20 protein-coding genes are annotated in these 23,532 nt (G+C 68.3%); 8 read left to right on the top strand and 12 right to left on the bottom strand.

Annotation, left to right across the window (positions count from 1 at the left end; all coding sequences use genetic code 11):
* Positions 1–485: 485 nt before the first annotated feature.
* The 4 genes from VAPA_RS31270 to VAPA_RS31255 all read right to left on the bottom strand — a co-directional run bounded on the left by VAPA_RS31270 (position 486) and on the right by VAPA_RS31255 (position 4,845).
* Entirely contained in the window at positions 486–1,583 is a 1,098-nt protein-coding gene (locus VAPA_RS31270) for an IS5 family transposase (RefSeq protein WP_021004247.1), read from the bottom strand.
* 84 nt (positions 1,584–1,667) lie between these two features.
* Entirely contained in the window at positions 1,668–2,147 is a 480-nt protein-coding gene (locus VAPA_RS31265; RefSeq protein WP_021004246.1) for a carboxymuconolactone decarboxylase family protein, read from the bottom strand.
* A 120-nt stretch (positions 2,148–2,267) separates the two neighbouring features.
* Positions 2,268–3,185 carry an MBL fold metallo-hydrolase gene (locus tag VAPA_RS31260; protein ID WP_021004245.1) on the bottom strand — a complete coding sequence of 306 codons (918 nt, stop codon included), beginning with the start codon at positions 3,183–3,185 and terminating at the stop codon, positions 2,268–2,270.
* Positions 3,186–3,432: 247 nt separating this feature from the next.
* Positions 3,433–4,845 carry an IS701 family transposase gene (locus tag VAPA_RS31255; RefSeq protein ID WP_021004244.1) on the bottom strand — a complete coding sequence of 471 codons (1,413 nt, stop codon included), beginning with the start codon at positions 4,843–4,845 and terminating at the stop codon, positions 3,433–3,435.
* Positions 4,846–5,179: 334 nt separating this feature from the next.
* Here VAPA_RS31255 and VAPA_RS31250 point away from each other — a divergent pair, with 334 nt between their 5' ends.
* Together VAPA_RS31250 and VAPA_RS31245 are read left to right on the top strand one after the other, a co-directional pair.
* Complete coding sequence (locus VAPA_RS31250) at positions 5,180–6,973, top strand: PQQ-dependent methanol/ethanol family dehydrogenase (RefSeq protein ID WP_021004243.1); 1,794 nt, start codon at positions 5,180–5,182, stop codon at positions 6,971–6,973.
* Between the two features lie 10 nt (positions 6,974–6,983).
* Entirely contained in the window at positions 6,984–7,328 is a 345-nt protein-coding gene (locus VAPA_RS31245) for a high-potential iron-sulfur protein (RefSeq protein WP_021004242.1), read from the top strand.
* Positions 7,329–7,374: 46 nt separating this feature from the next.
* On the opposite strand, the gene VAPA_RS31240 is transcribed toward VAPA_RS31245, so the two are convergent.
* From VAPA_RS31240 to VAPA_RS31225, 4 genes are all read right to left on the bottom strand, one after another.
* Positions 7,375–8,382 carry an FAD:protein FMN transferase gene (locus VAPA_RS31240; RefSeq protein ID WP_021004241.1) on the bottom strand — a complete coding sequence of 336 codons (1,008 nt, stop codon included), beginning with the start codon at positions 8,380–8,382 and terminating at the stop codon, positions 7,375–7,377.
* Complete coding sequence (locus tag VAPA_RS31235) at positions 8,379–10,493, bottom strand: 4Fe-4S binding protein (protein WP_021004240.1); 2,115 nt, start codon at positions 10,491–10,493, stop codon at positions 8,379–8,381. Before VAPA_RS31235 ends, VAPA_RS31240 begins: the two co-directional genes overlap by 4 nt.
* Entirely contained in the window at positions 10,490–11,422 is a 933-nt protein-coding gene (gene pqqB / locus VAPA_RS31230) for a pyrroloquinoline quinone biosynthesis protein PqqB (protein ID WP_021004239.1), read from the bottom strand. The genes VAPA_RS31235 and pqqB overlap by 4 nt, the downstream gene beginning before the upstream one ends.
* 231 nt (positions 11,423–11,653) lie before the next feature.
* Complete coding sequence (locus VAPA_RS31225; RefSeq protein ID WP_021004238.1) at positions 11,654–13,804, bottom strand: sigma-54-dependent Fis family transcriptional regulator; 2,151 nt, start codon at positions 13,802–13,804, stop codon at positions 11,654–11,656.
* A gap of 282 nt (positions 13,805–14,086) precedes the next feature.
* Here VAPA_RS31225 and pedF point away from each other — a divergent pair, with 282 nt between their 5' ends.
* The 3 genes from pedF (at position 14,087) to acs (ending at position 17,547) form a co-directional block, all read left to right on the top strand.
* Positions 14,087–14,608, top strand: a complete 522-nt coding sequence (gene pedF, locus VAPA_RS31220; RefSeq protein WP_021004237.1) for a cytochrome c-550 PedF — start codon at positions 14,087–14,089, stop codon at positions 14,606–14,608.
* A 10-nt stretch (positions 14,609–14,618) separates the two neighbouring features.
* Positions 14,619–15,473: a substrate-binding periplasmic protein gene (locus tag VAPA_RS31215; RefSeq protein WP_021004236.1), complete on the top strand. Its 855-nt coding sequence runs from the start codon at positions 14,619–14,621 to the stop codon at positions 15,471–15,473.
* A gap of 79 nt (positions 15,474–15,552) precedes the next feature.
* Positions 15,553–17,547, top strand: coding sequence for an acetate--CoA ligase (gene acs, locus VAPA_RS31210; protein ID WP_021004235.1), 1,995 nt, complete (start codon positions 15,553–15,555; stop codon positions 17,545–17,547).
* A 46-nt stretch (positions 17,548–17,593) separates the two neighbouring features.
* On the opposite strand, the gene VAPA_RS31205 is transcribed toward acs, so the two are convergent.
* Both VAPA_RS31205 and VAPA_RS31200 read right to left on the bottom strand, forming a co-directional pair.
* Positions 17,594–18,601, bottom strand: a complete 1,008-nt coding sequence (locus tag VAPA_RS31205) for a D-2-hydroxyacid dehydrogenase family protein (RefSeq protein WP_021004234.1) — start codon at positions 18,599–18,601, stop codon at positions 17,594–17,596.
* A 14-nt stretch (positions 18,602–18,615) separates the two neighbouring features.
* Positions 18,616–19,608 carry a Bug family tripartite tricarboxylate transporter substrate binding protein gene (locus VAPA_RS31200; RefSeq protein ID WP_021004233.1) on the bottom strand — a complete coding sequence of 331 codons (993 nt, stop codon included), beginning with the start codon at positions 19,606–19,608 and terminating at the stop codon, positions 18,616–18,618.
* A gap of 183 nt (positions 19,609–19,791) precedes the next feature.
* Here VAPA_RS31200 and VAPA_RS31195 point away from each other — a divergent pair, with 183 nt between their 5' ends.
* Complete coding sequence (locus VAPA_RS31195; RefSeq protein ID WP_021004232.1) at positions 19,792–20,556, top strand: IclR family transcriptional regulator; 765 nt, start codon at positions 19,792–19,794, stop codon at positions 20,554–20,556.
* 8 nt (positions 20,557–20,564) lie between these two features.
* Here the strand turns inward: VAPA_RS31195 and VAPA_RS31190 are convergent, their stop codons facing one another.
* Positions 20,565–20,906, bottom strand: coding sequence for a lysozyme inhibitor LprI family protein (locus tag VAPA_RS31190; protein WP_041946703.1), 342 nt, complete (start codon positions 20,904–20,906; stop codon positions 20,565–20,567).
* 47 nt (positions 20,907–20,953) lie between these two features.
* On the opposite strand from VAPA_RS31190, the gene VAPA_RS31185 reads away from it, so the two are divergent.
* Positions 20,954–21,382, top strand: a complete 429-nt coding sequence (locus VAPA_RS31185; RefSeq protein WP_021004230.1) for a hypothetical protein — start codon at positions 20,954–20,956, stop codon at positions 21,380–21,382.
* A 27-nt stretch (positions 21,383–21,409) separates the two neighbouring features.
* On the opposite strand, the gene VAPA_RS31180 is transcribed toward VAPA_RS31185, so the two are convergent.
* Positions 21,410–22,222, bottom strand: a complete 813-nt coding sequence (locus VAPA_RS31180; protein WP_021004229.1) for an alpha/beta fold hydrolase — start codon at positions 22,220–22,222, stop codon at positions 21,410–21,412.
* Positions 22,223–22,504: 282 nt separating this feature from the next.
* Between VAPA_RS31180 and VAPA_RS31175 the strand changes: the two genes are divergently transcribed.
* Entirely contained in the window at positions 22,505–23,527 is a 1,023-nt protein-coding gene (locus VAPA_RS31175) for an alpha/beta fold hydrolase (protein WP_021004228.1), read from the top strand.
* The last annotated feature ends 5 nt before the right edge of the window (positions 23,528–23,532 follow it).

Raw genomic sequence — 23,532 nt, 5'->3', positions numbered from 1 at the left:
TCGCACTCAAATCTAGGTTTGGGCAGGTCAATGCGGTAGACCTTTCGAGCGAAACGCCGCAGTGAGCCAACGGAATCAATAGGCGCGCGAGGGCGCTTCAGTTCGACCCGAGGCGTGCCCTGAAAGCGCATGGCTGTGCCCTCGGCGACGGGGCCGTGGCATGGCAAGAAGGCACTCGAGGCACGGGAGAGAGGGTGCTGGTCTGCGAGGCGCAGCCACCATTGGCGAGTGGAGGATGCGCTCACAGATCGCCGTCGAAACTCGGCGCGAAGAACATCGCCGAGCAGGAATGCAGCAGCAGGCGAAGGCACCGCTAGAGGCGGTGACGCTTGCTGCTGCGAGGGCTTAGCAGGCTGCTGAAGTACCAAGCGCGCCGACGACATCCTGCGGCCTGAAGAAGGCGATTGGGCGATTTCTGCGTTCCAGGTTCGCTGCCGTCGCCGTTTTCCCGTTTCGAGAGCCCGTTTTCGGCTCTCGTTGCCCCGCTACGAGGCCAACGGACGGACTTCTGCCAAGGTCCGCATGCGCACGAGGTTGTAGGCGGCCATCGTCAGCACGAACAACTGGTCGACCTTCTGGATGCCGCGCACCATCACCTGCCGGATGGGGCCGACGAACTTGGCCCAGCCGAAGCCTTGCTCGATGAGCTTTCGCTTGCGCTGCGAGATCGCATAGCCCTCGCTCCGGGCGATCTCGTCGGCCACCGCCGAACGACGCCCCGCTTTGTTCTGCGCCACATGCGGCGTGACGTTCATGCGATGCAGCGCCTCGATGAACTCGGCCGCGTCATAGCCCTTGTCGGCACCGAGCGTGACCTCGGTATCCGGGCTCGCGGTGGCTTGACGTGCGTCCCTGATCATGACCTTGGCCGCTTCGCGTTCGGCAAAGCCGTCGGCTTGCGTGACCATGGCGTTGACGACCAGGCCGTGACGGTTGTCGGTCAGCGTGTGCCCCATGTAGCGCAACTCGCTGGCAGTCTTGCCCTTGCGGTACAGCCTCGAATCGGGATCGGTCTTCGACTCGTGCGTTTCGTTGCTGCGTCGCTGCCCCTTGAAGTCCCCGCCGCTGCCGGCATCGTCGTCACCGTCCTTGCGAACGAAGCTCTTGTGTCCTGCCCAGGCCTGGATCAGCGTGCCATCGACGCTGAAGTGCTCTCCCGACAACCAATCCTTGTTCTCCGCCGTCTCCAGCACTTCGTTGAAGAAGGCGACGACCGCGTCGTGCTCGATCAGGCGCTGGCGGTTCTTGCTGAACACCGTCGGCACCCACACCGCGTCGTCCATCGCCAGGCCGATGAACCAGCGAAACAGCATGTTGTATTGCGTCTGCTCCATGAGCTGGCGCTCCGAGCGGATGCTGAACAGGATCTGCAACAGCATCGCCCGCAGCAGCTTCTCCGGCGCGATGCTCGGGCGGCCGCCCTTGATGTCGGCCTCGTACATCCGAGAGAACAACTCGTCCATCTTGGCCAGCGCCTCATTGACCATCACCCGGATGCGGCGCAGCGGATGGTCGGCGGGAACGAAGTCGTCCAGCCGTCTCATGGTGAACAAACCTTCGGTGAATGTGTCAGGGCCGCGCATCGGAGCAGGTTTTGTGGGTCTGCAAAGACAACGCCTCAGGCCCGCTTTCGGGCGACCCTTCAAGGGAGGTATTTCAGCAGCCTGTTAGGCGAGGTTCGCCTTGTTCAGCCCGAAGGCCTTGTCGGATGACCCGGGCACGGTCTGGAACGCGACGTTCACGCGGTTCCATGCATTGATGGCCATGACGCTGAAGGTCAGGTCCGAAAGCTCTTTTTCCGACAACTGCGTGCGCACGCGCTCGTAGATGTCGTCGGGCACGCCGTGCTCGGGCAGCTTGGTCAGCACTTCGGTCCAGGCCAGGGCCGCACGCTCGCGCGGAACGAACAGCGTCGATTCACGCCATGCGGCCAGATGGTGGATGCGCAGTTCGCGCTCGCCGTGGATCTTGGCCTCCTTGATGTGCATGTCGAGACAGAACGCGCAGCCATTGAGCTGTGATGCGCGGATCGCGACGAGGTCTCGAACCGTTTGCTCGATGGTGCCGTGGTCCACGAGCGTGCTGAACTCGATCAGCTTCTTGAAGAGTTCGGGCGATTGCTTGATGTAGTTGAGACGATGGGTCATGTGTGCTCCGGCCTCAGTGCGGCTGAGGTACCCGTTTGCGAAGATTGCGAGAGAAAAAAATGGAGATCGACGATGCGGCGCTGCATGCCGGCGGCTTGCTCGCGTACCGTCGACCCGGGTTCAGTAGTCCCAGATGATCGGAACCCAGCGAAAGATGTCGCCGTCGATCGCCACCCGGCCGAGGGAGGGGAAGGGCAGGTGAGCGGCTACCAGCAGTCCGCGGGTCTGCGCCAGCTCGCGCAAGAGGCCGATGCGAACTTCGGCCGCTTTCTCGGGGTCGTGCTCGAAGCCGTTCTGCCAGTCGGGGTGGTCGAACGCGACCGGGAACATGGCGTCGCCGGCGAACGTCAGGCGCTCACCGCCCGACACCAGGTCGACCACGCTGTGCCCTGGGGTGTGGCCGCCCGTACGGCGGACCACCACGCCCGGCGCCACCTCGCGTCGCTCCTCGAAGGTCTGCAGCCGGTCGCGGTATGCGTTGTAGAAGCTCTTGGCCGTGGAGCGGAGCACCTCCGGCACCGGCTTGGGCATGACTGTGTGGGAGAAATCGGGCGAAATCCAGAAATCGACTTCGGCCTTGGCCACGTGGATGCGCACGTCGGGGCGCAGGCGCTCCTTGATGCCGGGAACGAGCAGCCCACCCACGTGGTCCATGTGCATGTGGGTGAAGATCACGTCGGTGACGGACTCAAGCTCGATGCCGGCCGCGGCCAAGCGTTGTGGGAACTGCCCGGCGCGCGGGAAGCCCGGGAACTGGCCGCCCAGACCGGCGTCGATGAGGATGGTCTGGTCGTCGCTGCGGGCCACCATCACGTTCAGCGGCCAGTCGTACTTGTCGGGCGGCATGAACATCTGGTCCAGCCAGCTCGCCAGGTCTGCCGGGTCGGCGTTGGTGGCCATGGTCGAGGTGGGCAGCGGCAGCACGCCATCGCTGACCACCAGCGCGTCGATATCGCCGATGCGCAGAGCGTAACGGGAGGGCACCAGATCTTTAGGTTTCTCGCTCGTGGGTTGCAAGGTCTCATCTGTGGGGGACATGGCGGGATCTCCAAAAGGGCGGCCCGATTGCGCGGGCCAAATTTGCCAGGAGACTGGCAGCAAGTTGCCGTTCAACTCCCAGGGGTTGTCAGGCACGGATCACGGCGGAAGGCCGCATGCCATTCATCGTAGGTAGCCAATGAGCGGGGCGGTAGGCTCGAAAACGGACGCACAGTGGTGCCTGATAGGCACCAAACGCGTGGAGAAGATTGGGTCCTCGGAGCTGACGAGAGCTGTGCCACTAGTCTTACTGTGTCACAAGCGTAGCCTTGCGTTTTCGCGCAGGCAGCACGGACATCGGGGCAGCGTCTTGAGCAAGGCTGCGGCGATAAGCAGCCGCAAAGTCGTGATGGACGATGGGACGTGGCGCTGCGTGCGCTGGGCTGCCGCGAGGCTTGTAATGCGTGGGTAGGGCAGATTCTTTGCTTCGTGCGGAGTTTTTTTTACCGGCTCCCTCGGGATGCCGCAGTTGCCGCGCCATCAAGAAACCGTAAGCGGCGATGCTCAGGCTGGCGTGGTGATGGAACCCCCGCCAGCCCCGGCCTTCGTAGTGGCCCAGCCCCAATTCCTGCTTGAGGTCCTGGTAGTCGCGCTCAATGCGCCAGCGCATCTTGGCCTCCAGCACCATGCGCTGCAGCGACACGGCCTCGGGCAGCGTGGACAGCCAGTACTTCATCGGCTCCTTGTGGCCTTCGGGCCACTCGATGAGAAGCCACTGCTGAGGGCGCAACTGCGAGCGCTGATGATCGCGATGGGCTGCATGTACGCGAACGCGGGCGAAGCGAGATCGCAAGGCGAAGTTGGTGCCCTCGCGCCACTCGAGGGTCTGCCATTGAGAAGGATCCAGCTCGAAGGCCAACTCCTTGACCGATAGCGGGCGCTGGTGCCTGGCATTCCCCAAGCGCTGCCGGGTAGGCACGTTGCCACGTCCGCTGTACGGCTCGGGCGGCAGCGGCGCATGCCCGGGCGGCCACACCGTCACCTGGCCCGTCACGCCCACCACGTAGGGCAGGCCCAACTCGCTCAGGCGTTCCCGAAACGCCGTCTCCATGCCGTAGCCGGCATCGGCCAGCACGCAGTGCCTGGGGGCGCCTTGCGCCATCAGCCGCTCGATCTGCGCCAGCGCAATCGCCGGCTTGGTGGCGAACGCCAAGTCTTGCGGAACGCCCGCCTTCTCGCGCCGCTCCCTGTCGACGGCCCATTCCTGAGGCAGGTACAGCCGCCAGGCTACCGGCAGGCTGCCCGCCTGGCATGCCAGCGTCACGCTCACCGCCACCTGGCAGTTGTCCTGCTTGCCCAGCATGCCGCAGTACTGGCGCGCCACACCCACCGAATGCCGGCCTTGCTTGGGAAAGCCGGTGTCGTCGACGATCCACCAGCCGCCGTCGCTGAAGTCCATCGCCGGTACGACCCACTGCGCCACGCGCAGCAGCATTTGTTCGTCAGACCAGGCCGAATCGGCCACGAAGTGGTGCAGCGACTGGTGGCGCGAGCGCGTGGCCGCAGGTGCCAGGTGCGCCGCCATCGGCTCCACGCTCTTGCGCTTGAGCGGCGCCATCAGGCCGGTGCAATACCCGCGCAGTCCGGCCTGCCGGTCGGCATGGCCCAGACCCTCGCCCAAATGCGCCAGGTAGCGCTCAAACTCATGCAGTTCCTTCATCAAGGCTCACCTCCTGCTCGAAGAAGTTCGCATAATGCCTTGATTCTGTTCAAATTACTAACACAGTAAGACTGGAACCCTGCCGCAGCAACTCCGTTGCACGACCGGAGCCTTCCGGCGATCACTGCGCCGGGATGCAACGGTCCCGGCGCGTGCGCTGTTCGACCTTGTAGCAATGCAGCGGGAAAACCCGCGACCGACGGGCCCGGGCGACGCTCGGAATGGCGCCTGGAAGGCCGCATCGCGCGTGGCATGGAGATTGCCCTTGACTCCCGTGGAGGCATGCCCGCGTGGCACGCCCGAGCCGCCATCCACACCCACGAGGAGACACCCCATGCAATTGAAACTCTTGAACGCGCTCATGGCCATCGGCCTGGCCGCGGCCGGCAGCGCCGGCGCGCAAGTCACGGACAAGATGATCCAGTCCGAAGCCACGGCGAACGGCAACGTCCTGACCTGGGGTGTGAACACCCAGGGCCAGCGCTACTCGCCGCTGAAGCAGGTCAACACCGGCACCGTGTCCCGGCTCGCGCCGGCATGGGCCTTCTCCTTCGGCGGGGAGAAGCAGCGCGGCCAGGAGGCGCAGCCCGTGATCCACAAGGGCAAGATGTTCGTCACCGCCTCGTACTCGCGCATCTACGCCCTCGACGCCACCACCGGCAAGAAGCTGTGGAAGTACGAGCACCGCCTGCCCGAGGGCATCATGCCCTGCTGCGACGTGGTCAACCGCGGCGCGGCGCTGTACGACAACCTGGTCATCTTCGCCACGCTCGACGCGCAGCTGGTGGCGCTCGACCAGAACACCGGCGACGTGGTCTGGAAGGAGAAGATCGACGACTACGCGGCCGGCTACTCGGCCACCGCGGCGCCGATCATCGCCAACGGCCTGATCCTCACGGGCGTGTCGGGCGGCGAGTTCGGCATCGTCGGCCGCGTCGAGGCGCGCGACGCCAGGACGGGCAGCATGGTCTGGTCGCGCCCCACGGTGGAAGGCCACATGGGCTACACCTACGACAACGACGGCAACAAGAAGGAGGCGGGCGTCTCGGGCACCGTCAACAAGAGCTGGCCGGGCGACCTCTGGAAGACCGGCGGCGCCGCCACCTGGCTGGGCGGCACCTTCGATCCCAAGACCGGCCTGGCCTACTTCGGCACCGGCAATCCGGCGCCGTGGAACAGCCACCTGCGCAAGGGCGACAACCTGTTCTCATGCTCGACCGTGGCCATCGACGTGAAGACCGGCCAGATCAAGTGGCACTACCAGAACACGCCCAGCGACAGCTGGGACTTCGACGGCGTGAACGAGTTCGTCACCTTCGACATGGACGGCCGGCGCGTGGGCGGCAAGGCCGACCGCAACGGCTACTTCTACGTGAACGACGCCACCACCGGCCAGCTGCTCAACGCCTTCCCCTTCGTGAGGAAGACGACCTGGGCCGACGGCATCGACCTGAAGACCGGTCGCCCGAACTTCGTGCCCGAGAACCGCCCGGGCGATCCGGTCGCCAGCGCCGACGGCAAGAAGGGCGGCGCGGTCTTCGCGGCGCCGGGCTTCCTGGGCGGCAAGAACCAGATGCCGATGGCCTACAGCCCCGACACGAAGATGTTCTACGTGCCCGCCAACGAATGGGGCATGGACATCTGGAACGAACCCGTGGCCTACAAGAAGGGCGCGGCCTACCTCGGCTCGGGCTTCACCATCAAGCCGCTCAACGAGGACTACATCGGCGCGCTGCGCGCGGTCGATCCGAAGACCGGCAAGATCGCCTGGGAGGTCAAGAACGGCGCGCCGCTGTGGGGCGGTGTGCTCACCACCGGCGGCAACCTGGTGTTCTGGGGCACGCCCGAGGGCTACCTGAAGGCGGCCGACGCCAGGACAGGCAAGGTGCTGTGGGAGTTCCAGACCGGCTCGGGCGTGGTCGCGCCGCCGGTCACCTGGCAGCAGGGCGGCGAGCAGTACGTGGCCGTGGTCTCCGGCTGGGGCGGCGCCGTGCCGCTGTGGGGCGGCGAAGTGGCCAAGAAGGTCAACCTGCTGGAGCAGGGCGGCATGGTGTGGGTCTTCAAGATCCCCTCTGCCGGCACGACGCGCAGCGCCCGGGCGGGCGAGGCTCGCGTGGCGTCCAACTGAAGGAGGCGGCATGACGGATCGCAAGAGCGAAGGGGGCCGCGACGCCTCCCGCCGGGAGTTCGTCGGTCGCGCGGCCGGCGGTGCCTGCCTGCTGGCGGCGCTGCCGGTGCACGTGCTGGCCGCGCCGCCGCGCGCCGAGGAGAGCGACGAGACGGCAGCGCAGCTGGGCTACAGGCACGACACGAAGAGCGTCGACAAGAAGAAGTACCCGCGCCATGCGGCCACGCAGGAATGCGTGAACTGCGCGATGTGGCAGGGCTCGCCCACCGAGGCCTGGGCGGGCTGCGCGATGTTCGGCCGCAAGCAGATCGCGGCCAAGGGCTGGTGCATGGCGTGGGCGCCGAAGCCCGCCTGAGCGCCAGGGCCAGGTTCCATTCCCCGGCCCGCCCGCTCGGCCTGGGCTACAGCTTCGGCTGCCGAGCGGCGGGTTCGATCCGCAGGCCGGGCGTGGCCTCCCAGCGCCCGGCCTTGTCGACCCACAGCGCATCGACCTGCCACTGGCGCGCGACCTGCCGCGCCTGCGCGGGCCCGGCGACGAAGAACACCTTGGTCAGTGCATCGGCCAGCGCGCCGCTGGGCGCCGCCACTGTCACGGCCGACAGGTCCGGCGGCGAGTAGCCGCTGTGCGGATCGACGATGTGGTGGTGCCGGCGGTCGGCGCTGAAGAAGGCCTGGCTGTCGGCCGAGGTGGCCACGCAGCGCCCGTCGGCCAGCAGCCGCGCGATCAGGGCGGATTCGGCCTGCGGGTCGGCAATGCCGAGCGACCACGCCTGCGCGCCGCCGCGCAGCCCGAGCGGCGCGAACTCGCCGGCATCGACCAGCGCGTGCCGGATGCCGCGCGCCGCCAGCGCCTGCCGCACGCAGTCCGCCGCGTGGCCCTGCGCGATGCCGTTGAGCGTCACGGCCATGCCCGGCGTGTCGAAGCGCACCAGCCGGCGCCGCGCATCGAGCGCGCGCCAGTCGACCCGCGCGCGCGCCGCCGCCACTTCCCGCGCGTCCGGCAGGCGGCCTTCGCGCTTGGCGGCCGCGAAGGCCTCCCACAGCGGCTGCACCGTCACGTCGAAGGCGCCGCGGCTCTCGCGCGACACCTCGTGCGCGATGCGCAGCACCGCCAGCAGCTCTTCCGGCGGCGAGGCCAGCCGGCCCTCGCGGTTCAGCCGCGACAACGCGCTGGCGGGATCGAACAGGCTCATCTGCGCCTCGATGCGGCGCAGCACTGCGACGCCGTCGTCCAGCGCCCGCTCCACGACGGCCCGGCGCTCGTGCCCGGCCTGCAGGCTCAGCGTGGTGCCGAAGCCCAGCAGATCGCGCCGGCCCCAGTGCAGCGCGGTGCCGGCAGGCGCCACGGCCGCGCAGCCGGCCAGCGCGCCCAGCCCGAGCGAAAGGCGCAGCAGCTGGCGCCGCTTCATGCCGCGCTCCGGACGGCGGCCGCCGCGTGCACCGGAATCACCCGCTGGCGACCGCGCGCGATCAGCGGCGCGCAGCGCTGCGGGCTGTCGTGGATGGCCACGCAGTCCAGGCACTGGAAGCACTCGCCGTAGACGATCGCGCCGTCGGGCTTGATCGCCTGGTACTCGCAGCGGTGCCGGCAGGTCTGGCACGGCGTGCCGCATTCGGCGCGGCGCGGAATCCACTTCAGCAGCCGCGCGTGCCCGAGCAGCTTGAGCCCCGCGCCGAGCGGGCACAGGTAGCGGCAGAAGCCCTTGTAGAGCACCAGGTTCAGCAGCACCAGGCCGCCCGCCCAGGCCACGAAGGGCCAGGCGCGCACGAAGTTCAGCGTGATCGCGGTCTTGAACGGCTCGACTTCCACCGCCCGGTCGGTCCACGCCGGCGAGACGGCCGCCAGCACCAGCACGACGGCCAGCACCGCGTACTTGAGCCGCTTGAGCCGCGCATCGAGATCGCGGTGCGGCCGCAGGTGCTTCCTCAGGCCCGCGCGCCGCGCGATCTGCGCCGCCAGCTCCTGCAGCGCGCCGAAGGGGCAGAGCCAGCCGCAGAAGGTGCCGCGTCCCCAGACCACCAGCGTGAGCGCGACGAAGGCCCACAGCGCCACGCTCATCGGGTCGTACAGCAGGAAGGCCAATGGGCGCCCGGCCACCAGTGCCTGGATCGCGGCGGTGATGTGGACGATGGAGAGCTGGCCCTGCGCGAACCAGCCGATGAAGACCAGCGTGAAGACCAGGTAGCCGGTGCGAAAGCGCGCCAGGCGCCCGGGCGTGGCGACGATCCAGCGCGGCCGCGCCAGCACCACCGCCAGCAGCGCCAGCGCGCCCGCGAGCACCGCCAGTTCCCAGGCGCGCGTGCGCCAGACGGCCTGCCAGCCCTTGGCGTCGCTCTCCGGCGCGATCACCTGGTCGGCCGGCAGCCTGTAGGGCAGGGCGAAGTCGCGGCTCACCCGCTCGCCGTAGAGCATGCCCTTCTCGCGCGTCACGCGCAGCGCGAAGTCCAGCGGCCTTGCCGGGTCCAGCCCCGCCGGCCCGATGACGCGAAAGACCTTGGCATCGGCGCGCCGCAGCGCGGTCGGCAGCCGCAGCGGATCGTCCAGGTCGAGGTCGCGCAGCTCCAGCGGCAGGTCGCCCTGCCTGAGCGTCAGGCGGTCCGGCACGGCGCCGCGCACGAAGCTGTCGCCCACGAAGGTGTAGCGGCCGGTGGCGATCGCCAGCAGCGCATGGTCGCCCTCGTCGATGCGGCCCAGCAGGTGCTGCCAGCCCGCTTCCGACAACAGGTTGCGGCCCACGGCCGGGGCGTTCAGGTAGGCCAGGTACAGCTCGATGAAGGTCTCGTCGAAGTTCTCGCCGGCGCCGCCCGCCTCCTCGACACCGGTGCCCGCGAAGGCACGTTCCACCTGGCCGCGCGAGAGCCGCACGCGCTGCACCAGCCCGGCCTGCATCAGCGCGTCCCAGTCCATCGGCCGGAAGCCGTCGCGCCGCACGCGCGCCAGCAAGGCCGGGTCGCTGCCGGCGGCAAAGCCGAGCCGGGCGCGCGCCACCCGCAGCGCGGACGCCAGCAGGCTCTGGTGGAGGATGCGCACCGACGCGGTGGCCCTGGCGACCCCGTCGATGTAGACGTTGGCGCTGCCGTGCTGTTCGCTGCGGTTGGCGTTGGAGCCGATCTTGATGTTCTGCCGCAGCGACAGCCCCTTGTACTGCTCGGCGAATCGGAACAGCGGCCCTTCGCCCAGCCCCTCGAGGAACACCGGCTCGTGGTGCGAGAGCACGCGCACGTCGAGGAACGCGCCCTTCGGATCCAGCGCCACCAGCAGGTTGATCGGCGTGCCCGAGAAGCCGGGGATCGGCGCCAGGTCGATCGACTCGAAGACGTAGCCCGCCAGCACCGGGCTGGTCATGTCCTGCTTGAAGATCGGCCAGACCGGCAGCTGCGCATCCTTCTCGCCCACGGTCCACGGCGGCGGGAAATGCCGCTGCAGCGTGGCGCGCGTCATCACACCCGCCTGTGCCGCCAGTGCCGCAAGCGCCAGGCCCGCCAGCAGCACCGCCGGCAGGAGGCGCCGCCGGATCACAGCGAGATCTCCATGCCGTCGTACGCCACCTCGATGCCATGGCCTTCGAGCAGCTTGCGCTGCGCGCTGGCGGCGTCGAGGATCGGGTTGCTGTTGTTGATGTGGATCAGCACCTTGCGCCGCGCTGACGTGGCCAGCATCGCGTCCACCATGCCGGCGCGCGGGCCGGCGCCAGTCTGCGGCAGGTGGCCCATGTCGCTGGCGGTCCGGGTGCCCAGGCCGGCTCGGCGCATCTCGTCCTCGGCCCAGAAGGTGCCGTCGAGCAGCAGGCAGTCGGCGTCGTGCATCCAGCGCAGCTCCGGCGGGCCGACTTCGGCCAGGCCCGGCGCGTAGAAGAGGCGCCGGCCGCCCTGCAGGTCCTCGATCAGGAGGGCGATGTTGTCGCCCACCGTCTGCTCGCGGCGGTGCGGCGAATACGGCGGTGCCTTGCCGGGGATGGCCACCGCGGTGAAGCGCAGCGAGGGAAAGCCGGCAACGCTGAAGTCGACGCGGGTCTGGGTGCCGGCCACGGCCAGCATGTGCCAGCGCGTGCCGCAGTAGTGTTCCAGCACGCCGAGCACGGGGAAGGAGGTGGTCAGGTCCTCGAACACGCACGGCGTGGCATAGAGGTCGATGCAGGGCCCTTCACGCAGGCCGAGCAGCCCGGCGACGTGGTCGATCTGCGCGTCCATCAGCACCACCGCCTTGATCGGCGTGTCGCGCAGTCCGTGGCGTGGGTGCAGCTGGGCATGGCTTCGGATCTGCTGGCCGATGTCGGGCGATGCGTTGAGCAGCACCCACGATTCGCCGTCGGCGGAGACGGCGATCGAGCTTTGCGTGCGCGCGCAGGCATCGAGCATGCCCTGGCGCTGGCCTGCGCACAGCCGGCAGTTGCAGTTCCATTGCGGAAAGCCGCCGCTTGCACCGGAGCCGAGGACAAGGATTCTCATGCGTCTTCCAACGCGAGGGGCGGCCATGGCATGAAGTCTCCTTGTGTGGGCTGTACGGCGGCATTTCGCAAGTCGCATGCCCAGGAGGGGCGGTGCGCGAAGCGCGCCGAAAGCCGGGGATTGCCCTGAGGAGACGGGACGAAAAGAAGCCGTTTGCGCGAACTGCTCCAGGCTGGTACAGCGCCGTGCGACGCTGGCACAGGGTTTCCCCTGGACCTCGCAGGGGCGGTGTCAGCCGCCCTTGTTCCAGCGCAGCTTGCGATAGATGGTGTTGCGGCTGATGCCCAGGCGCTTGGAGGCGACGGAGATGTTGCCGTCGGCCGCCGCGAGGGCGCTGCGGATCATGTCGATCTCGGCCTCCCCCAGCGTGCGCGGGGCGTCCGGAAGGGCGGCGGGCGGGGGCTCGGCATCGCGCGAGGCGGGCGGCGTGTACCCGGGCGCGACAGCGTATGCCGTCTCCGGGAGGGCGGGCGCCTCAGGGGGAAGGGGCGCCGGTGCGGTCGCGGCCGGCGCGGGGCGGGAGCGCACGCGCCGCACGTCCTCCAGGAAGTCGTCCGACAAGTGGTGTTCGCAGATGTGGCTTTCGCCCGCGCCCATCACGGCGGCGGTGCGCAGCACGTTGGCGAGCTGGCGCAGGTTGCCCGGCCAGGCATAGGCCTTGAACAGCGCCAGCACCGAGGCCTCGATCTCGGGCGTGTCCTGCGGACATTCGGCCAGCAGGATGCGCTGCGCCACCACGTCGAGGTCGCTGCGCTCGCGCAGCGCCGGCAGCCGCACCACGAGGCCGTTGAGGCGGTAGTACAGGTCTTCGCGGAAGGTGCCTGCGTCGATCATCTCGCGCAGGTTGCGGTGCGTGGCGCCGATGACGGCGATGTCCACCGGAATCGACTTGAGGCTGCCCAGCGGGGTGACGTTGCGTTCCTGCAGCACCCGCAGCAGCCGCGCCTGCAGGGGCAGCGGCATGTCGCCGATCTCGTCCAGGAACAGCGTGCCGCCGTTGGCCTGCACGATGCGCCCGACCGCGCCCTTGCGGCGCGCGCCGGTGAAGGCGCCTTCCTCGTGGCCGAACAGCTCGGCCTCGATCAGCGACTCGGGAATGGAGGCGCAATTGACCGGCACGAAGGGCTGCCGCGCACGGTTCGAGTCCTGGTGCACGGCACGCGCGAGCAGTTCCTTGCCCGTGCCGGTCTCGCCGAGCACGAGCAGCGGAATGTCGCGGTTGATGACGCGCCGCACCTTTTGCAGCGTGGCCGCGATCTGGGCATCGCCGGTGTCGAGGTAGTGCAGTCCGGAGAGGGACGGATGCGAGGAAGGGCAAGGGTGTCGCGCCGCCGCCGCGGCAGCAGCAGCAGCAGCGGCGCAGTCTGCGGCCGCGGGCGACGGACGTGCGCGCGCCTCGCCGGACATGCGCGCCTCCACCGAGGTCACGGACACGTCCAGCACCATGCTGCGCTGCGGCCCGTTGAATCGGGCGCTGACATGGAACTGCTGCCCGTTGGCCGCGTGCAGCATCATCGGCGTGGGCAGCGGCGTGCGGAAATGGTCGAACACGGCCGAGGCCGTGATGCCGAACAGGCTCGGCAGGCTCTGCATGCGCAGCGCGGCGATGCTCATGTCGAGCTGGTCCAGCGCGCTGCGGTTGGCGCCCAGGATCTTGCCGTCGACGCCGACGACGATGATCCCCTCGAGCAGCGTGCCGATGAACTCCGCGCGGCCATGGAAGTGCAGCCGCAGTCGGTTGCCGTAGTCGTCCGACAACCACTGGTTCTCGATCATGCGCGCCGACATGCGCACCAGGCCCATGGTGTGCTGGTGATAGGAGCGCTGGTCGCCGGTGACGTCGAGCACGCCCAGCATCTCGCCGCGGGGGTCGAAGATCGGCGCGGCCGAGCAGGTGAGGAAGTTGTTGGCGTGGATGAAGTGCTCGCCGCCATGCACGACCGTCGGCGTTTCCTCGACCAGCGTGGTCCCGATGGCGTTCGTGCCCTTGGAATGCTCGGCCCAGCTCACCCCCGGCGTGAGCGCCACCTTGTTGGCGCGCTGCAGGAACCGGTCGTCGCCGACGGAGTGGAGGATGGTGCCGGTGGTGTCGGCCAGCACGATCATGCTGTCGGTGTCGACGATCTGCTCGAGCAGCATCTCCATCACCGGCGCCGCATGCGTGAACAGCCGCTGGTTGCGCTCGCGCGCCACCGCGAGGTCGCTGCGCCGCAGCGGATCGAAGTCCGGACGCTCGACGCGCGACAGGCCCAGCGCGGCGCAGCGCTCGTGCCACTGCTGGATCAGCTCGCTGCGGCCGGCCTGGGGCGGAGTGACGGCCAGCGCCGATGGCTGGATCCAGCCATGGGGAGGGCTGGCCGGGGCATGAAAGGCGTCAACCATTTGCTGTCTCCTGTCCCGCTTCTTTTCTGCGGGCAACTTGTCTCTGGCCAGTTTCGAATGCTGTTCACTGGTCGCTTCATTTTGGAACACCCCTCGTGGGCCAGGTGTTCCGTGCCGGCGCTGCGGCGGCAAGGATGCCACAGCAACCGGCCCTTGTGGGCATTGTTCAGGGGCCGGGCCGGTACAGGGAAGGCAATTTGTGTTCCCGCTTGCAGCAATGGGCCGTTGGCACAGCGATTGCGAATTTGTGCGGGTTCCCCATCACCACAACGGAGACCCGACATGATGAATCCCGAACCACGAACCCTGCGGCCCCTGGCCCGTCCGCCGAGGCTGCGCAAGGCGGCCGGTGCCGTGCTGGCGGCGGCGGTGCTGAGCCTGGCCGTTTCCGGCGCTGCCTGGGCCCACGGCGATGTCACGCCGCAGGCCGTGGACACCTCGTCGCTGCCGAAGCTGGGCGAGCAGTGGCGCGCGGAGAACCCGTTCCGCGGCAACGGCGGGGCCGTCACGATCGGCACATCCGCTTACAACCAGAACTGCGCGCGCTGCCACGGCATTGACGCGATCTCCGGCGGCATCGCGCCCGACCTGCGCAAGCTCGACAACGATTGCGTCTCCGTCAAGGACGCGGCGCGCAAGGCGGCCTGCGTGAAGGAGATCGACGACTTCTTCCTCACCACCGTGCGGCGCGGCCGCACGCGCAACGGTGCCGTCTACATGCCGCCGTTCGAAGGAACGATGAACCAGGAGGCGATCTGGGCGATCAAGTCCTACCTGGAGACGCGGCGCGACAAGCCGATGTGAGGCCACGGCGATGCACACACTTCCTTCTTCCTCGCGGCCGTCGCGCCGCGACTGCCTGCGGTGGGCCGCGGCTGCCGGCGTGGCCGCGCTCGCCGGCACGGCGCGCGCGAGCGCGCTCGACAGGATCCGCGCGCGCGGCACGCTGAGCGTGGCGATCTACCAGGACATGCCCCCGTTCCACCTGGCCGGCCAGGGCATCGACATCGAACTGGCGCACGCGCTGGCCGGCGCGCTGGACGTGAAGCTCTTGCTGCTGCCGTTCCTGGCCGACGAGAACATGGGCGACGACCTGCGCAATATGGTGTGGCGCGGCCACTACCTGGGCTTCGGCCCGGCCGACGTGATGCTGCACGTTCCGGTGGACCGCCCGCTGATGGACGAGACGCCGCAGGCGCTCATCTTCGCGCCCTACTACCGTGAGCGCGTGGTGCTGGCGCGGCGGCTCGACCGCCTGCCGCAGCTGGACACGCTCTCGGCGCTGGGCGACGCGAAGGTGGCCGTGTCCGGCAAGACGCTGGCAGGCTGGCTCATGATCGGCGCCGACAACGGCGCCTACCGCGACCAGCTCGACACCCAGCCGAAGGACGGTGCCGAGGCCGCCCGTGCTCTGCAGCGCGGCGAGGTGGCTGCCGCCGCGGGGCTCGCTTCCGAGATCGAGTCGGTGCTGCGCGGCGACGCGCGCTTCGCCATCGCGCCGCTGCCCTCGCCGCGCATCCAGCGCAACGGCTGGGCAGTGGGCATGGCGGTCAGGAAGGACGCGACCGACCTGGCCCAGGCGCTGCAGGCCGGCGTCAATGCCCTCGTCCAGGACGGGCGGCTGCGCACGATGTTCGAAGGGGGAAACGTCGCCTGGCAGGCGCCGTGAGTCGACGAGCAATGGCAACGATCTTGCGCTTTCCAGCGGATACCAACGACCAACGAAGGACGACTTGTCCGAAGACCCCATGAACATGCCCAACTCCATTGAATCCGTACTGGTCGAGAACCGCGTGTTCCCCCCCGACGCCCGCGCCAGCGAGGGCGCCCGCATCTCCGGCATGGCCGCCTACGAGGCCCTGTGCCGGGAAGCCGAACAGGACTTCGAGGGCTTCTGGACCCGCCTGGCCCAGGGCAACCTGCAGTGGACCAGGCCCTTCACCAGGACCCTGGACGAGTCCAAGGCGCCGTTCTACGAATGGTTCGGCGACGGCGAGCTCAACGCCAGCGCCAACTGCCTGGACCGCCACATCGGCACCCCCGTCGAGCACAAGACCGCCATCGTCTTCGAGGCCGACGACGGCGCCGTCACCCGCGTCAGCTACAAGGAACTGCTCGCCCGCGTGAGCCAGTTCGCCAATGCGCTGAAGGCCGCGGGCATCCGCAAGGGCGACCGCGTCATCATCTACATGCCCATGACCATCGAGGGCGTGGTCGCCATGCAGGCCTGCGCGCGCATCGGCGCCACCCACAGCGTGGTGTTCGGCGGCTTCTCGGCCAAGGCGCTGCAGGAGCGCATCATCGACGCCGGCGCGGTGGCCGTCATCACCGCCAACTACCAGCTGCGCGGCGGCAAGGAACTGCCGCTCAAGGCCATCGTCGACGACGGCATCGCGCTCGGCGGCTGCGAATCGATCCAGACCGTGTTCGTCTACGAGCGCACCCCCACCGCGTGGGCCCGCGTCGAAGGCCGCGACAAGAGCTTCGCCGAAGCGCTGAAAGGGCAAAGCACCGACTGCGCTCCCGTGCCGGTCAATGCCGAGCACCCGCTCTTCATCCTCTACACCTCCGGCTCCACCGGCAAGCCCAAGGGCGTGCAGCACGCCACCGGCGGCTACCTGCTGTGGGCCAAGCTCACCATGGACTGGACCTTCGACATCCGGCCCGAGGACGTGTTCTGGTGCACCGCCGACATCGGCTGGATCACCGGCCACACCTACGTGGCCTACGGGCCCCTGGCCGCCGGCGCCACCCAGGTGGTGTTCGAGGGCATCCCCACCTTCCCGCACGCCGGGCGCTTCTGGCAGATGATCGAGCAGCACAAGGTGTCGGTGTTCTACACCGCGCCCACCGCCATCCGCTCGCTCATCAAGGCGGCCGAGGGCGACGAGAAAGTGCATCCGAAGAACTGGAACCTGGACAGCCTGCGCATCCTCGGTTCGGTGGGCGAGCCCATCAATCCCGAAGCCTGGATGTGGTACCACCGGAACATCGGCCGCGAGAAGTGTCCGATCGTCGACACCTTCTGGCAGACCGAGACCGGCGGCCACGTGATCACGCCGCTGCCGGGTGCCACGCCGCTGGTGCCGGGCTCGTGCACCTTGCCGCTGCCGGGCATCATGGCCGCCATCGTCGACGAAACGGGCAAGGACCTGCCCAACGGCGCCGGCGGCATGCTGGTCATCAAGCGGCCCTGGCCCTCGATGATCCGCACCATCTGGAACGACCCCGAGCGCTTCAAGAAGAGCTATTTCCCCGAGGAGATGGGCGGCACGATCTACCTGGCCGGCGACGGCGCGGTGCGCAGCGCGGACCGCGGCTACTTCCGCATCACCGGGCGCATCGACGACGTGCTGAACGTGTCGGGCCACCGCCTGGGCACGATGGAAATCGAATCGGCGCTGGTGGCCAAGACCGACCTCGTGGCGGAAGCCGCGGTGGTGGGCCGGCCCGACGACGTGACGGGCGAGGCCGTGTGCGCCTTCGTCGTGCTCAAGCGCTCACGCCCGACCGGCGAGGAGGCCAGGCAGATCGCCAACGAGCTGCGCAACTGGGTGGCCAAGGAGATCGGCCCCATCGCCAAGCCCAAGGACATCCGCTTCGGCGACAACCTGCCCAAGACGCGCAGCGGCAAGATCATGCGGCGCCTGCTGCGCAGCATCGCCAAGGGCGAGGCCATCACGCAGGACATCTCCACGCTGGAAAATCCGGCCATTCTGGAGCAGTTGGCGCAGAAGAACTGAGTCGAAGTGGACATGGTGCTCGTTGTGGAGAGCGTGACGTGGAACTTCAACCTGGACTGCAGGGCCGCTGAACTTCACGCTTTCCGGCCGGGCGCAAGACCGAGGGGTTGAGCGCCTCCTTCAAGCGCCCTGCGGCAAACGCGTTGACGTGGTCGAAGGCGATGCCGAAGTAGCGCTCGTAGTTGTCGCGCTCGACATAGCCGATGTGCGGCGTGCACAGCGCGTTGGGCAGATGCAGGAGCGGATGCTCGTCTGGGCGTACGGGCTCTTCCTCGAACACGTCCACGGCCGCGAAGCCGGGCCGGCCCGCCACCAGCGCGCGTTCCAGCGCACCGGGCGCGACCAGCTCGGCGCGGCTGGTGTTCACCAGCAGGGCGCTGGTCTTCATGCGGGCCAGGTCTTCGTCCGAGACCATGCCCCGGGTGTGCTCGTTGAGCCGCACATGCAGGCTGATCACGTCGCTCTGCGCGAAGAAGGCCTCGCGCGAGGGCGCCACTTCGAAGCCGTCCGCGCGCGCCGCCGAAGTCGAGCCTTCGCGGCCCCACACCCAGACCTTCATGCCGAATGTGCGCCCGTAGGCGGCCACCTGGCGGCCGATGCGCCCATAGCTCCACACGCCGAGACGCTGGCCGCCGAGTTGCTGGCCCAGGTGGCCTTGCCACCGGCCCTGGCGCAGGCGCGTGGCTTCCTCGACCAGGCGCCGGCGGCTTGCCAGCGTCAGCGCCCAGGTCAGTTCCGCGGTGGCCGAACCTGCGCCGCTGCCTTCCGCCACCGCCACGCCGCGGGCCGTGCAGGCCGCCAGATCGACGTGGCCCGCCAGCTTGCCGGTCTGGCTGATGAGACGCAACCCGGGCAAGCGCTCGAGCAGCGCCGCATCGATGCGCGTGCGCTCGCGGGTGAGCACGATCGCCTCGGCGTCCGCGAAACGCGCGGCGAGTTCATCGATGCTCTTCACCGTGTCGTTGAAGATGCGGACCTCGTGCCCGTCGAGCTTGCCGAAGCAGTCGAGCGTGCGGACGCAGTCCTGGTAGTCGTCGGGAATGACGATGCGCATGGGGCAGCGCTCCTTTATTGCAAGGTGATGTTCAACTGCCCGACCGTGCGCTTCCACAGCGCGAGGTCGTCGCGTATCAGCGCCGTGAATTCGGCCGGCGGCATGCCTCCGGGCTCGATGCCCTGGGCCTGGAAGATCTCGCGCACTTCCTGTGTATCGAGCGAGCGCTTGACCTCGGTATAGAGCCGCTGCACGACCGGTGCGGGTGTGCCGGCCTTCAGCAGCAGCCCGTACCAGCCATGCACGTCAAAGCCGGGATAGCCCTGCTCGGCGACGGTCGGCACATCGGGCAGGCCGGCGAAGCGCGACTTGGGCGCGACGGCGAGCGCGCGCAGCTTGCCCGCCTTGATCTGCGCCAGTGCCGAACTCATGTCGAGGAACATGAACTGGATCTGCCCGCCCAGCAGGTCCTGCACCGCCGGGCCGGCGCCACGGTAGGGCACGTGGACCGCGCGCATGCCGGCGCGCTGCACGAACAATGCGGCGCCCAGGTGGGCAGAGGTGCCATTGCCCGAGGAGCCGTAGGAGAGGCTGTCGGGCTTGGCCTTGGCCATCGCAACCAGTTCCTGCAGGCTCCTGGCCGGGAAGTCCGGCTTCACCACCACCGCGTGCGGAATGAAGCCCACCACCGTGAGCGGTGCAAAGTCGCGCAGCGTATCGAACGGATAGTTCGGCATCAGCGCCGGGTTGGTGACCGCGAGGATCGAGGGAAAGACCATCGTGTAGCCGTCGGCCGGACCGCGCGCGATCTCGCTCATGCCGATCACGCCGCCGCCGCCCGGCTTGTTGTCGACGATCACCGGCTGGCCGAGGCTGGGGGCCATGTTCTTGGCGATGGCGCGCGCCATCAGGTCGGTCGGGCCGCCGGCCGCAAAGGGCACGACGATGCGGATCGGCTTCGACGGAAAGGCGGACTGTGCCTTCGCGAGCGGGCTCAAGGCCGCCAGCGCGATGCCGGCGCCCGCAGCGGCGTTGAAGCTTCGGCGCGAAATGCGATTCGGGTTCATGGTGTCTCCTGTTTTTGTCATGCATCGGATCAAGCGGCGAGCACGGCCACGCCGTCGGCGGCGCGCACGGATGTCTCTCTTTCCCGCTTGTCGGTGTGTCCCGAGCTTAGGACGCATACTTCGCCAGCGCACCTGCCTCCTTCCACTGCATGGAATTGAAGAGCGGCCGCAAGGAGACATCGAATGCCCACCCCATCCAACCGCTCGCTCGAACGCGGGATCGAGATCCTGCGTGCCTTCCGGCCCGGCTCCACGCTGCTGGGCAACGGCGAACTCGCGGAGCGCACCGGCCTGGCGCCGGCCACGGTGAGCCGCCTGACACAGACGCTGGTCGGTGCGGGCCTGCTCGAGCACGACCGGCCCGCGCGCGCCTACCGGCTCGCGGCGCCGGTGCTGAGCTTCGCGCACGCCATGCGCACCGGCTCCACCGTGCTGCAGGTGGCCGCCCCGCGGATGCGGGCGCTGGCCGAGAAGCTGCGCATCAATGTCGGGCTCGCGGTCGCCGATCGTTCGGAGATGCTGTACCTCGAGTCGATCCGCTACAACAAGAAGGCGTCGCTGCGCAGTGTGGTGAGCGGGCAGCGCGTGCCGATCGAACTCACCTCGCTCGGCCGTGCCTGGCTGGCGACGGCGCCGCCAGTTCGCCGCGCCGAGCTGATGAAGGAGTTCGAGGCGCGTCGCGGCAATTGGCCGCGGCTTCGCAGGGAAATCGACAAGGCCATCGAGAGCGTGCACCGCCGCGGCTGGTGCGTGGCCTCATGGCAGCCCGAGATCGTTGCGCTGGCCACGCCGCTGGCGCTTCCGAACGAGCGCGTGCACGTTCTCAATGCGAGCCTCTCCACCAGCGAGCCGGCGAACGAGGTGGCGCTCGAGATGAGTGCATCGCTGTTGGCGCTCGGCGAGCAGATCGCCCATGAATTCAGTGCGCGTGGCGGCAATCCCGCGTAGGCCGTTCGTCAGATGGCAACGGTCATGGATTGAATGCTGCCGCCGGTTGTCCGCACAGTTTGCAAGGCGCACTCGGCGTCGCGGAAGCCCAGCCATTTTTTCTGGGCGTCCACCAACAGCTTGCCGGTGCGCTGATCGCCCCGAGGGTCCTTCGTCGATTCATTGCACAGGCCCCAGACCTTATTTTTTGATCGCGCTGCAAAGAAGATACAACGATGGCCCACCGATTTGGCGAGCTCGACGCGGATGTAAATCGAACGTTCTCTAGAACGTTCGGCATGCATCGCTACACTGAAAAAAGCGGTCCACATGGCCCAACGAGTCGTCAACAACACCAAGAGTCTCGACATCTGCTTTCCATCTCGAGATCGCTCGAAATACAGAAAGGCCAAAAACAATGTCGATCTTCAAATCCGTCGCGAGCGCCGCGCTCGTCGCGGGCTTCGTCAGCGGTTGCGCCACCGTGCGCCAGCAAGATCTGGACGCCTGGGTAGGCGCTCCCGTGGAGGCCCTGGACGCGCACCCGTTGTTTCTCACGATGCCTGTCTATCGCGCGCAGACCGCGAGCGGCGTCGAGACACGGAACTACGTCAACAGCAGGGAAGTGGAGCAATGCTTCACCAGCCATGGTGCTCGCCGAGGAGATGGAAAGTACGTGAGCCACACCGCATTCACTACCTGCTCGGAGAGCAGTGTTGCATGCAACAACCTGTTCTACATTCAAGGCGGCAAGGTCATTCGCTATGTGCCGACCGGTGCCTGCTACACCAACGACAGCGTACGGCCGAACATCGGCTATCTGACGCCCAAGCCGGTCGGGCAGTGAGGTCCTGAGGTTCGCGAGACATCGCGTTCAGTGTGCGGCCGCCTCGGCAATCACCTTCGTCACCGCATCGGGCTGCGACGTCATCACCACGTGCGACGCACCCTTGACCACCACGGTCTTCACGGCCTTCGCGCGTTCGGCCATGAAGGCCATCGCCGCGGGCGGAATGTTCCTGTCGCGGTCACCGTAGACGAACCACGAGGGCACCGACTTCCAGGCCGGCGCCTCGGCCGGCTCGTTCAGCGCGGCCTCGGCAATGGGGCGCTGTCCCGCGGCCATCAGGCGCGCCTTTCCGAGCGGCACGTCGGCCGCGAACTGGGCGGGGAATTTGTCCTGCTGGATGTACAGGTCCTTGCCGCCGTCGGCCAGCGGCACTGCCGGGGCGAGCGTCGGGCCGAGCGTGCTGCCCGGGAATTTGCCGGTGAGGCCGATTGCCGTCTCGCCGGCTTCGGGCGCGAACGCCGCCACGAAGACCAGCGCCTTGACGTTGGCCTTTCCGCTGGCGGCCGCCGAGATGACCGAGCCCCCGTACGAATGGCCGACCAGGACGACCGGCCCCTTGACCGAATCGACGATGCTGGCGACGGCGGCGGCGTCGAACTTGGGCCCGCGCAGCGGGTTCGCAGCGGCGATCACCGGGTAGTGCCGGGCCTGCAGGCCGCGCACCACGCCGTCCCAGCTGGACGCATCCGCGAACGCCCCGTGCACGAGCACGACCGTGGGCTTGGGCGGCTGCGCGGCCGCAGCCGGCTGTGCGAAGGATTGCAGTGGCACAAGGGCGGCCAGGCCGACGGCGCCGGCAATCAGGGCCATGCCGATGCGGCGGGAGAACTTTGTCATGACGGTCTTTCCTTGGTTCGACGTTGAAAAACAAGAGTCGGCTGAAAACCGACGACGTCGAATCTAGGAGCGGCACGCGCGCCAGCCGGCCTTCTCTGTATGCGCGTGTGTCCGCGGCTCGCCTTGCGACATTACTTTGCAAACGGCCTGCGCCCGGGCGGCCTGCAATTGAAATTTATTGTTGACGAAGCCGGCCCAGATACAGAGGCATACGCAAGCCGATCGCCAGGCCGCCTGTGCGCCGAACAATCGCACCATCACTTCGCAATCCAGGAGATTCCAATGACCACTTCCCGCCAATTGCCCCGCCGCTCGTTCCTCGGCAGGGCGGCGCTCGGCATCGCCGCCGCCCAGCTGGCTTCGATCGTTCCCGCTTTCGCTCAATCCGCCGGCACAGGCAGCGTCAAGCGCCTCGAGCCACTCAAGAGCATCGAGGCCGGCAGCCTCAGCGTCGGGTACTTCGAGGCGGGGCCGGCCGACGGCGCGCCGGTGATTCTTCTTCACGGCTGGCCCTACGACATCCACATGTTCGTGGACGTCGCACCGCTGCTTGCCGCCGCGGGCTTCCGCGTCATCGAGCCGTATCTGCGCGGCTACGGCACCACGCGCTTCCTGTCGGCCGACACGCCGCGCAACGGGCAGCAGTCGGTCGTCGCCGTCGACATCATCGCGCTGATGGATGCCTTGAAGATCAAGACCGCCACGGTGGCCGGCTGCGACTGGGGCGCGCGCACGGCATGCATCATGGCCGCGCTGTGGCCGGAGCGCGTGAAGGCGCTGGTGTCGGTCAGCGGCTACCTGATCGGCAGCCAGGAGGCCGGCAAGACGCCGCTGCCGCCGCAGGCCGAGCTGCAGTGGTGGTACCAGTACTACTTCGCGACCGAGCGCGGCCGCGCGGGCTACGAGAAGAACCGGCACGACTTCGCCAAGCTCATCTGGCAACTCGCATCGCCGAAGTGGAACTTCGATGCGGCCACGTTCGAGCGCAGCGCGGTGGCATTCGAGAACCCCGACCACGTGGCCATCACGGTCCACAACTACCGCTGGCGCCTCGGCCTGGCCGACGGCGAGGCGAAGTACCAGGCGCTCGAGAGCCGGCTCGCCAAGGCGCCGGTGATCGGCGTGCCGACCATCACGCTCGAAGGGGACGCCAACGGCGCGCCGCATCCGGAACCCCGCGCCTATGCGAAGAAGTTCTCGGCGCGCTACGAGCATCGGCTGGTCAGCGGCGGCATCGGCCACAACCTGCCGCAGGAAGCGCCCGAGGCCTTCGCGAAGGCGGTGGTCGACGTGGCGCGCGGGTGAGGCGG

It is taken from the genome of Variovorax paradoxus B4 (assembly GCF_000463015.1).
In the GTDB taxonomy this organism is placed as follows: Bacteria; Pseudomonadota; Gammaproteobacteria; order Burkholderiales; family Burkholderiaceae_C; genus Variovorax; species Variovorax paradoxus_E.
The sequence above is the reverse complement of the archived record's forward strand: the minus strand, read 5'-3'. Positions and strand labels throughout refer to the sequence as shown.